At 57.8% G+C, this 10000-nt stretch carries 8 protein-coding genes; 1 reads left to right on the forward strand and 7 read right to left on the reverse strand.

What is annotated here, in order from left to right; all coding sequences use genetic code 11:
* Nucleotides 1-106: 106 nt before the first annotated feature.
* Nucleotides 107-3079: a cold shock domain-containing protein gene (locus tag E4M07_RS26350; protein ID WP_136661407.1), complete on the reverse strand. Its 2973-nt coding sequence runs from the start codon at nt 3077-3079 to the stop codon at nt 107-109.
* Nucleotides 3080-3579: 500 nt separating this feature from the next.
* Between E4M07_RS26350 and E4M07_RS26355 the strand changes: the two genes are divergently transcribed.
* Nucleotides 3580-6216 carry a hypothetical protein gene (locus E4M07_RS26355; protein ID WP_136661408.1) on the forward strand — a complete coding sequence of 879 codons (2637 nt, stop codon included), beginning with the start codon at nt 3580-3582 and terminating at the stop codon, nt 6214-6216.
* Here the strand turns inward: E4M07_RS26355 and E4M07_RS26360 are convergent.
* The 6 genes from E4M07_RS26360 to E4M07_RS26385 all read right to left on the reverse strand — a co-directional run.
* Nucleotides 6162-6446 (reverse strand): hypothetical protein, encoded by a 285-nt coding sequence (locus E4M07_RS26360; RefSeq protein ID WP_136661409.1) that lies wholly within the window; start codon nt 6444-6446, stop codon nt 6162-6164. The two genes, E4M07_RS26355 and E4M07_RS26360, sit on opposite strands and share 55 nt — an antisense overlap.
* Nucleotides 6447-6533: 87 nt before the next feature.
* Nucleotides 6534-7601 carry a three-Cys-motif partner protein TcmP gene (locus tag E4M07_RS29680; protein WP_246660625.1) on the reverse strand — a complete coding sequence of 356 codons (1068 nt, stop codon included), beginning with the start codon at nt 7599-7601 and terminating at the stop codon, nt 6534-6536.
* A gap of 155 nt (nt 7602-7756) precedes the next feature.
* The gene (locus E4M07_RS26370; protein WP_136661410.1) at nt 7757-8677 is read right to left on the reverse strand and encodes a nucleotidyl transferase AbiEii/AbiGii toxin family protein; all 921 of its coding nucleotides are present in this window, start codon (nt 8675-8677) and stop codon (nt 7757-7759) included.
* Nucleotides 8674-9288, reverse strand: a complete 615-nt coding sequence (locus E4M07_RS26375) for a type IV toxin-antitoxin system AbiEi family antitoxin domain-containing protein (RefSeq protein ID WP_136661411.1) — start codon at nt 9286-9288, stop codon at nt 8674-8676. The genes E4M07_RS26370 and E4M07_RS26375 overlap by 4 nt, the downstream gene beginning before the upstream one ends.
* A gap of 110 nt (nt 9289-9398) precedes the next feature.
* Nucleotides 9399-9716: a DUF736 family protein gene (locus E4M07_RS26380; protein WP_136661412.1), complete on the reverse strand. Its 318-nt coding sequence runs from the start codon at nt 9714-9716 to the stop codon at nt 9399-9401.
* 3 nt (nt 9717-9719) lie between these two features.
* Nucleotides 9720-10000, reverse strand: a 281-nt coding sequence (locus tag E4M07_RS26385) for a DUF2274 domain-containing protein (protein WP_136661413.1), incomplete at its 5' end; no start/stop codon positions are given.

Consider the following 10000-nt stretch of genomic DNA (forward strand, 5'->3'; position numbering starts at 1 on the left):
GCGTACAGTTGACCATCGTTGTAGGGTTTAGAGATGTCGGAAAAATCCCGAAAGCAGACTTGGGTTGAGATATCCGTTTGGGCTGAACGGTAAACGGTAAGATGCTCTAGTCTTCGAACTTCAGTATTTCGCGTACTTCCAAGCCACGACCCTTTGAGTCAGGAACAACCATTGCGGTGAATTTGTCTCCTACACTTATCAACCGATTAGTAGCGTTCTCTAAAACAGAAATCCGAAAATAGGCGTCCGCTGCGTTCTCGCTGAGAGAAGCGAAGCCATAACCCCTATCTCTAAAGAACTTGACTATCTGACATTCTGCCTTGCGAGCATCTGGCGAGTGTTCTTCGATCTCGTGAATCTTGGAAACAAAGATACCTTTCGACCCAGTTGATAAATCACACAAGATTGTATCGCCCTCGGACAATGACACCAACCCTGCCTGCCGCACCTGTTCCATGTGAATGAACACCGAATCCTCGAGTGTTTCTTCACTATCCACTTCGACGAACCCGTAGCCCTTTTCGAGATCGAACCAGTCGACTGTTCCGACCACCCCCGCCCTGGAAAAACCAACCGCAGATTCAGGCACACCCGCTGAAGATTGTGATGAATGATCCATACCTCGAGCGCTGCTTTTCGAACCAAATCGCATCAGTTTTGAGATTAACTCAGATTGGTTTGCGTATTGCTCCGACTTCACGTCCTGATTCACATAATTTGCATCTTCCTCAATCAAGTACTTACAAAACGCTGATCGCACTCGATCTGCTCGACTCTTATAAGGGCCAGTTCCCTTGATTGAGCTTGAGATCTGATTAGCAACGTCTGAGCTCGAAATTCGAGTTGTCAGTGCCAGCTGTTCGAAAAACACGTAATTCTCCGTCGCCAGCAATAGATGAATTCTGCCTGCGTTTGTGATTGCAAATTTTTGGTTTGTATCCACGCTCCGATTGGACATATCGTATGGCTCTATCAATCGAGCCTCCATCAGCGTTAAAAGCGCATTATCAACGGCAGCTTCATTGCATCCAATACCATCAAAAAAGTCGACAATGGATTGAACAGTTAAGTGCTGCTTGTCAATTTCAGAGTGTGCCTTGTAAGCGGCCTCCAGCAAGGCAAGTATCCTCAGATACAATAGTGGAGAACGGGGTAACTCGGGATCGCTCGAAAAGACAGGAAATATCTCGTGCTGGTCGCTTTGCCTAAAGTACTCGTAGTTTCCCTTCATTAAGGCTTGCAGAAACTTCTGGAAATTAGGTGCAACAGCCGTCCCCGTTATATAGCTTTTCAATAAGTCTTCGACTTTCAGGATCGATGATGTCATCACTCGCTGAGACAGTCTTAGCGTCCTGCGAATGTTATAGTTGGTCAGCTGTCCGAGGGTCTTAGCGGTGTATTCTTGCTCTACGAATACCTCCTCAATTGCCTTTGCAAATGCTCTGATATCTGGGATCGATACCTTGATGCCTTTTCCCGCAAAATAGCTTCTTGCTGATTCCTCGTCTTGCTCGGCGTTCACTCTTTTCTGGATAAAATCGATGCGCTTGCGGAACACTTCTCTAGGCGAAGGCGTCGGCAGAAAAAACGATTTCGATTGGTAAATACCGTAGATGTCGGTTTTGGAAAACGACCACGCCGACTTATCAGTGACTGGGAAGATCAGTAGACAGTGATTTGCATGTCTACGAAGCGCTTGTGCGAATTGAAAAGTGTTTTGTTTGATACGTTCTGAAAACTCATCGGTGTTGTCCACCACAATTATGGGTAGCTTTTTGCGATTTTTTACGACGTCGGCAAGAAGCTTCCGCAGGTAATCCTCTCGATTCTCCTGCACCTCTCTTTCGAGGATTATGCTAAACTTACTATAAAACGCATCTTTATCTCGCTCATAGAGTTTTGCGTCAACACCTCGCGATCGTTTCTGATACTCGTCGAAGTACAAACCACGCAACTCTTCCCACGATGGCGATCCACCATCGTAGCAACGGGATTCTAATCCTCTGATTAGCTGTTCGGTGATCCAACTATGTAACGTGTCTCCGTTTCCGGTGGCGTCCAAAAAATTGATTCTCAACATGACGCATTGTCGACGCACGGCTTCCGATAATGTCTTCCGAAAAAACCTGTTTAGAAAAGTCGTTTTTCCCGCCCCAGTAGGGCCGACGATGAATATGGTCTGTCCGCTTTCGGCTGCTGATTTATCCGTCTCACCTAAATTAGCTTGAATTAGCGTCGCGAGTTCGACATCGATATCCAGAAGTTTGGGGTCTAAATTCCCGAGGACACCGGCTGTGATTTTTTCCATCGAGAAATCAGCTATGCGACTTTCCCTAGTTTCGACGAAACACTCGACCAGCATTTCGTCGTCCTGATCGCCTGATAGTCGATCGAAAAAGGCCTTAAACACCGCGTCTAAGTCGAAGGCGAGTGGGCTCTTTGGTAATAGCTTTATATGGTCCTCTTCGATTGGCGCCACCAGTGGATTAGTCAACAGCAGTCTGGTGTTGTGAATCTTATCAAAGACTGCGTTGTATGTTTTTCGACCGAACTCTGATCGCGATAGAATTTCATAAAATTCTTCAAAACTATCGATCAAGGCATTTAGACTTGGAAAAACTACCGCTTGTTTTTCTTTGTACGGATCACCCGATGTGAATGTTTTGAAGACTATCCAGGCGTCTCCGTCCGTTACCACGGATATCGGAATTCCATTCGCAGCTGAGTATGAGAACGCCTGATCGATCCCTTGCATTGCTTCCTTTAATGCAGGGCCGGAGATTTTCCAGTATTTCCGCTTTGAAGTGTCGGACGTGTTCAATCCCACTCTTCCGATTCTCTTGGCCTCGATCAAAAGCGCGGGACGATCTTCGATCAACAAAATGTAATCGGAGTAACCGTTTTCGTGGTGCGTTTCCGCTCGAATGGACTCGAATTCCCAACCCAAACTGTCGGTCAGAATTCGATTAATGATCCGGATTTTGGCATCTTCCTCGCTGAGGATGGATTCTCCATGCTCTACAAAATCATCGTAGATTGTCTTCGCGGCAGAGAATGCGTCATCCAAGCTTCTGGTCACTCGCGCCTCCTTGTTTAGTCGGCCCTCGGGGGTGAGACTAATCAGAAACGGCGATCATTGGAAGAAACTCCGGTCCGTAACCAATGTCTGATTTTGTGCCGAATGTCGTCATTGCTAACCAGTGCGTTTAACGCCTGCTTAGGGCCGGCTCAGCAAGAAGCTGGCAGAATTCCAAGGTCTCAAACGGGCTCGATCCGGCCGTTCACCACGAAACGCACCAACGGCCGCAATGGGCCGAGAGCGGACGGGTCGCTTTCAGGTCAGAGTATCGTGAAAGCGGACATCTGCGCATTATCGGCGGGCACGGCCGGTTTCGGCCTGGCACCTACTGGCGCTCGAAGGTAGCAGCCTTAATCTTCCGCAGATAGCCACGTTGCAGATTTGGCCAGTTCCGACAATATATTGGGCGACACTATATCTTGAAGGGGCGCGCGCAATTGGCTAGCGAAACGGCACCGACATCTAGAATGAACGCGGGTGGGCGGGCAACCGAAGCCGGGATGGACTTCCAAGCCGAGGTCGGTACTTGGCTTGCTGCCCATCTGCTAGCGCGGATGCCGGTCGGTGGGCGTTTCGGCCTTGCCAACACCGCCTTGCCGGTCTCGATCCAGCTCGAAACCGGCGATGGGCTCGATGACATCCGCCTAGAACAGGACGACGCCAGCCGCATCGACCTGCAGAGCAAGACCAGCGCGGGTCTTGCGAGAAGTCCCAAGAGCCCGCTCGGCAAAACCATCAGCCAGCTCGCGCGGCTGATGATCGACGCGCGCGATGCCGGCGTCGCGATCGATCCGGCGAAGGCACGCGCCGTGCTGGCGGTCGCGGCAGATGCGCCGCGCACGCTCGACGCGCTGGAACGCGGTTGTCGCGCTTTCGACCTTGGCGGAAGCTGGGACACCACCAAGGCCGGGCGGTCGTCGGCGGAGCGCGACGCGCTCGATCTGTTCGAGATGCACGCCCGGATCGCATGGGCTTCGATGTCTGCGACGCCACCGACCGACGATGATCTCGTGATGATGGCGGGGCTGTTCCGCATAGCTCGCTTCTCGATGAACGAGTGTGAGGAGAATTGGCGCGAGGCTTCGCGGCTGATCGGTGGGAGGCTCTACGGCTCGCAAGCGTCCGGCGACGCGCCGCTGCGCGATCTGAAGGGCATTATCCGTAGCATGATTGGCAACGGCGCGCCTGCGGATCGTGCCGGATTGCTGCGCGAGCTTCGCCGGCTCGGCCACAAGGATGTGGGCGCGGCTGACTATACCGCTGATCTTGGCCGATTGTCGGCGACGACCGGCGCCGAGCTTGCGCGCCTCGCCGGGCACACCCGCCTGCCAATCGCGGGTGGCATCTCTATAGCCCGGGCCAGCGACGGTCCGCTTCGCGCAGCGGTCGCTTCCGGTTCGCTGATTGTCATTGGCGAACCTGGGGCCGGCAAGACCGGTGCGCTGGTGACGCTAGCCGAAACGCGACGCGCGGCCGGCGATACGGTTGTGTTCCTTTCGGTCGACCGCTTTCCCGGCGTCGGCATCGCGGCAAATCTTCAGTCCGAACTGGGGTTGGAGCACCCGCTGGTCGACGTACTGAGCGCGGCGCCGGGTTTGGGCGCAAAGCTATTAATCATCGAAGCGCTCGATGCCGCGCGAGGTGGTCCGGCCGAGGGCGTGTTCGCGCAGCTGATCGAGACGCTTGGCGCTTCGGCAACAGACTGGACCATCATCGCGTCGATCCGCAGTTTCGACCTGTGCAATGGACGCCGGTTTCGAGACGCGATGCCGGGATCGCCACCCGATCAGGCCTTTGCGGAACCGGGTCTGGCCAACGTACGGCATTTTCAGGTGCCGCGACTGGCAGAGGAGGATCTCGATGCCGCAGGCGCCGCTGCAGCCGATCTCGGCAGCTTGCTCGCCGCCGCGCCTGAGAAGCTACACGACCTGCTGCGCAATGTCTTCAACCTCTCGCTCGCTGCGCAACTGCTGTCCGATGGCGCCAAGCCCGACAGCATTCGTACGGTCGCCACTCAGTCCGATTTGATTGATGCCTATGAGGATGGCCGACTCATAGGCACATCATTGCATGAGGCCGCGGCAGCGACCGTCGGCGCGATGGTTTCTCGGCGCAGGCTCGCGGTGCGCAAGGTCGTTGTCGGGCACGGCCAGCTCGACACTGTGATCCAGACTGGCGTCCTCACTGACTCCGGCGATCTCGTGAGCTTTGCCCATCATGTGCTGTTCGATCACGTCGCCGGCCGCTTCTTTCTTGAATGGGATGATCCAACCCGGCTGATCGGACAGTTGGGCGGCGATAGCTCGATCGCGCTGATGCTGGCGCCAGCGCTGCGCTTCGCTATCGAGCGGCTGTGGCGCCACGATGCCGACGGTAAGGCGCAAGTCTGGTGCCTGGTCGCAGAAATCTATGCCGACGCGGCTGTCGATCCGGTGCTGGCCAATGTCGCTCTCCGCACCGCGATCGAGCGCGTGGCAACGCCGTCCGATGTCGCTGGTCTGGTCGCGTTGATTGCGGCCCGCCCGAATGACGAAGCGCTGGTGACGATGCTCTCGCGGCTGGCACGCTTTGTAGGGCTTGCGGTCGATACGGCCGGCACTATCGTAGCGAGCGAGGCGATTGCCTGGGCACAAGTAGCTGATGCCGCGATTGCAACGGGATCGCGCGGCCTCTCCGACGCGACGCGCGTCCTGCTCCACACGATGTTTGACAAGGGCGATCTCACCGAGGCCGAGCTGCTCGATGTCTTCGGCCGCGCGGCGCCGGCGCTGCTTGCCTTTGCCTGGGCTGCCGATCCGCCAATGCAGCAGACCGCCACCAACTCCATCCGTTTCGTCGGCAAGAGCTTCGCGTCCGATCCCGCCGCATCACGCACGCTGCTCGACCGCATGCTTCGCGACCCGCATTTTTCGGCGCATGTGCCGATCGGGAAGCCACCTGGCTTTCCGAGCAGATCATGCCGATCGCGCGGGTCGACCCCGACTTCACGATCGAAATCTACCGCGTCCTATATTCGCGCGACATCACCGACAACAGTACCTCTCATTTCGGCGGGCAGGCGAGCCGGATCATGCCGCTCTCGTCAAGCCGCAGTCAGGATTACCGCCATTGCCGCTATAAACTCGGCCGGTGCGTGACGCAGCTGCTCGAACTGTCGGTGCCGCTCGGCACGCGCGCGATCGTCGAAGCGGCGCTTGGTGAGACCGATCGTGCGATGCCGCTCGGCGATGATCGCAAGCGGGTGGCGATTGGAGGGCGAGCGCCATTCGATCTGCTGGGTCGCGATTACACGTTCAAGGCGTGGGACGATAGCGAGGCGCACCACGGCACGCAGGATGACGATGTCCTCGCGCGGTTGGTTGCGCATCTGCGTGCCTGCTCGCCAGAGGGGTTCGCCGCGACGGTCGAGGCAGCCGCGAGCGACTATGCCGGGCCGGCCGTATGGGCGCGAATTCTAGGCGTCGGCGCCGAGCGCGTCTGTGAGGTCAGCAACTTGCTCTGGCCGTTCGCCAGCAATGTCACGATCCTGGTGCATGCAGACATTGTTCGGGACGCGGTGCGGTTCCTGGCTGCCGTTTATCCCTCTCGTTCGATAGAAGAGCGCGTGGCGTTCGAAGTCGAGGCGTTGCGGCCCGATCTGTTTACCAACGAGGCGGAGCAATGCTGGTGGCGGCGCACACTCAGCCGGATTCTGTCGCTGATCGATGCGGATGCCATCGAGAGTGACCCGATGCGCGCGCTTCGCGATGAGCTGGTCGCGGCGGACGAACTCTTGGGCAATCCGCCGACCCGTTCGATGACTGTGCGCCGGGGCTCGGCCCGCAGCTTCACTCGCGGCCTGCTCGCCAGCGAGGGTGTGGACGTCGATGATGGCATCGATAAGGATCGCCGCCTCGCGCAGCTCCGGGCTCAGCCCCGGCAGCCTCTTGCGTAGTGCTTCGGCCCGCTCCCGGCCGAAGAGGTCGTCCATATGCTGGGCTACGAACTGGTTGCCGATGCCCGCATTAATGCGATTGTAGTTGAAGAAGAAAACGCAGTCGCACCCCCAATCCTTGATCACGCCCTTGATGATGTTCAGAGAAAGCCCCTTGTATCCGAACGGGTCAATGAACGAGAAGGAAGGAATGAGTTTCGTCTCGTTGAAGTACCGGGCAGCTTCATCGTCGACCTCGCCGCAGGTTACGATCGGCCTGTAGGTGAACTTCTCGATACCCGGCAGCTTGTTTATCTCCTCTTGAAGGGTCGCCGTATTCTCGTTCCTGGCGTCGTTAAAGTAGGAGACGAGCATCCGCGCCATACGGACGTCGTCGAGCGCAGTCTGAAGGACGAGAAGAGGTGTCGAAGCGGCACCATCCCTGTAGCGCCCAGGCCCCGCATAAAGGTCGATGTAAGCGATTTTGCCGCCATGTTTGGCGGCGGTCGGCATTATCACTCGCGCCCAAGCGAAGAAATATTTCGTGACAATTCGCGCCTTTACCTCGGACTGGTCCGAGCGTTCCTCGAAGAAATTCTTTGCCTTCATCTGCGACCAACCTCCCCGTGCTGTCGCCCCGGCATTACGGCAGAATGGAACAAAAAGAGAACAATTTCAACATCTGTAGGCGTGGAATGAGCAGAAACTGAAAACCGCAAGCCATATGAGGCATCCTCCATGTGATCGTGCGAACCAGCAACGCCTCATCTCCACGGACCGCCCGCGTTCCATGTCCCATCGAAGGCCTTGCCAGCCACAAGAGCATGGGTGGGCAGCAGCACGAACGCGGCCACATTGTCTTGCAATTCTGCAAACGGGCCGGGCGCCATGGCAATCGCAGTTCGGCGCAGGAACCCCCGCCATTGCGCCTGCTTCGCGGCATCTTCGGCGAAGGCTGGCGTCAGGGCGACAGGCGTGTCTGTGGGGATATCCGTATGGCGACGCTCGAAGGTTGCAGCGATAGCGTCGGCAAGGACACCGCCGTCGAATGAGAACGTCTGGGAGATAGCCCAGAGGTCGAAGAAGTCCTTCATCCGGCTGTTGAGCATGCCGAGCGCGACCAGCGCCTGGAACTTCTCAGCCACGACCGTCTCGGGTGGATAGGCCCGGAGCCGCGGCGCCGGCATGTTGAGCAGAGAAGGATAGTCGATCTCCAGCACGTCCGGCGTCACCGCGTCACCAAAGCCAATGTCAACCTGGATCGGCAGGCGTGCGCCAGCAATCTCGGCGATCATCGTGAGCCGAACGCCGCTATATTCGTCCTCGGCCCGAGCCATCTCGGCCCGCAGCGTCTCCGGCTTGAAGACGACGCCGTCATCCGCGAAGTCGATGCTGCAGATCTCCTGGAAGGTTGTGGCGATACGCTCCGGCGCGGCGTCACCATATCCCAGAAGGTCGAGGTCGCCGGTCGCCCGATAGGGCGTGGGTGCCCAAAGGCTGAACAGCATGGCACCTTTGAGGACGAATTGCCCGCTATAGGCCGAGACGCTCAGCCGGTAGAGAAGCCGCTCTATGGCATAGCGCGTGAGCGCAAGCTGGACGTTTTCCTTGCGTTCGCTCGCGCGCCGGGTGAGGCGTGCCCTGACCGAGGCACCGACATTCTTGAGGGGAGGTTTCGGGTTCATGCCGTGGCCTCGATATAGGGCCGCATCACGTTCTGCACACGGTCGATGGCGGCGAAATGCCAAATGTCATCGACCGTGGCGCGGCGGCTTCGGAGACAGTCTCTGAGTGCCTCAATGGCGACATCGAGACCGACCTGGCTGCGGTATTTGAAGCAGTCGGCGACCGTCTTGGCGGGAATGGTGATAGGTACTTCCACCTGCTCGATTGTGTGCCGGTCCACCCCGACGGTCAGGGCATCGCCGGTGGCGCGGATGATGCGCAGGGACACCGGCGGGTTTTTCGGCTCCCACTTCTTGTGACCGATCAGCATCCACACCTGATGTGGCAGTTGCGTCGTGAGTTCGTGGAATCTGAGCGCGGAGAGCAGGCAGATAACACCGTGGGGCACGGCCCGGGCGGCTTCGGCAAGGCTGTGGGACTCGGACCATTCCGCATCGGCAAGCTGATAGAGGCCGCGCCCCATGCGGACTAGGAGGCCTTCATCTTGAAGCCTCCGCAGGTAGGCGCGCGGAATGCCCGCCGCATCGAAGTCGCGCGCGCGCGCGATACCGCGCTCCCTGGCGACGGTAATCGCACGATCCTTCAGCGTTCCTTGAGCCGTTCCTGCCATGTTCCGTATGCTCGGCAATAACACATAAATGCCGAGACTTTGTATCACGCCCTCCTGATCCCCTGCAACCGGAACCAAACAGCTCGACCACGAGTGCGACGCTCATGCTGCTACTGTTCCCGCCGCCTGTTCCAGACGAGTTGCGCCCGATCACCCTCCTCGGAAGGGAACAGGGCGGCGGTGAAAGGCCCGGGAAGGCTCGGGTCGTCGAGACGGACGCGAAGATAGTATTTCGGGTGATCGCCCGTCGTCCGGGCATCCCAGGCGTCACCGATGCGGGCGTTGCCGACGAGGACGCGGAATGCCGGGGCGTTGTCATGGGTTCGGTCGTCGTTGGGGACGAGCCGGACCTTGGCGTCGATAGTAAGCGTGCGAATGGAACCGGTCCAGCCGCCGTCATTGGACAAAGTGAAGTTGCCGATTTGCATGGGTCACTCCTTAAATTGCGATGTGGATGAGACAGCGGGCGACGCCGCTTCGGTATTGCCTGCGCGGGCCGAGCGGGCGCGGCGGGCCGGTCTGTCGGTGTCCGTTTCCGGCAACCCATCCTTGCGCGCTTTTGCAAAAGTGCGGTCGCTGTCGAGGAACGCTTCGAGCATGAAGGGGATGAGATCGGCGACGGATTCGGTTTCGCCGTAGGTGGCGCGGTAAAGGGCGGCATTATCCGGACTCTTTGTACCTGTCTCATCATGGCGCGGCGTTTCCACGACTG

Source organism: Nitratireductor sp. XY-223 (assembly GCF_004959855.1).
Classification (GTDB): domain Bacteria; phylum Pseudomonadota; class Alphaproteobacteria; order Rhizobiales; family Rhizobiaceae; genus Hoeflea_A.

What these genes read in the sequence shown, in the direction of transcription:
- E4M07_RS26380 (WP_136661412.1), bottom strand. Translation starts at nt 9,716, where the DNA reads ATGCAAATCGGCAACTTCACTTTGTCCAATGACGGCGGCTGGACCGGT.
- E4M07_RS26370 (WP_136661410.1), bottom strand. Translation starts at nt 8,677, where the DNA reads ATGAACCCGAAACCTCCCCTCAAGAATGTCGGTGCCTCGGTCAGGGCA.
- E4M07_RS26360 (WP_136661409.1), bottom strand. Translation starts at nt 6,446, where the DNA reads ATGCGCAACCAACCGCGCGAGGACATCGTCATCCTGCGTGCCGTGGTG.
- E4M07_RS26355 (WP_136661408.1), top strand. Translation starts at nt 3,580, where the DNA reads ATGGACTTCCAAGCCGAGGTCGGTACTTGGCTTGCTGCCCATCTGCTA.
- E4M07_RS29680 (WP_246660625.1), bottom strand. Translation starts at nt 7,601, where the DNA reads ATGAAGGCAAAGAATTTCTTCGAGGAACGCTCGGACCAGTCCGAGGTA.
- E4M07_RS26375 (WP_136661411.1), bottom strand. Translation starts at nt 9,288, where the DNA reads ATGGCAGGAACGGCTCAAGGAACGCTGAAGGATCGTGCGATTACCGTC.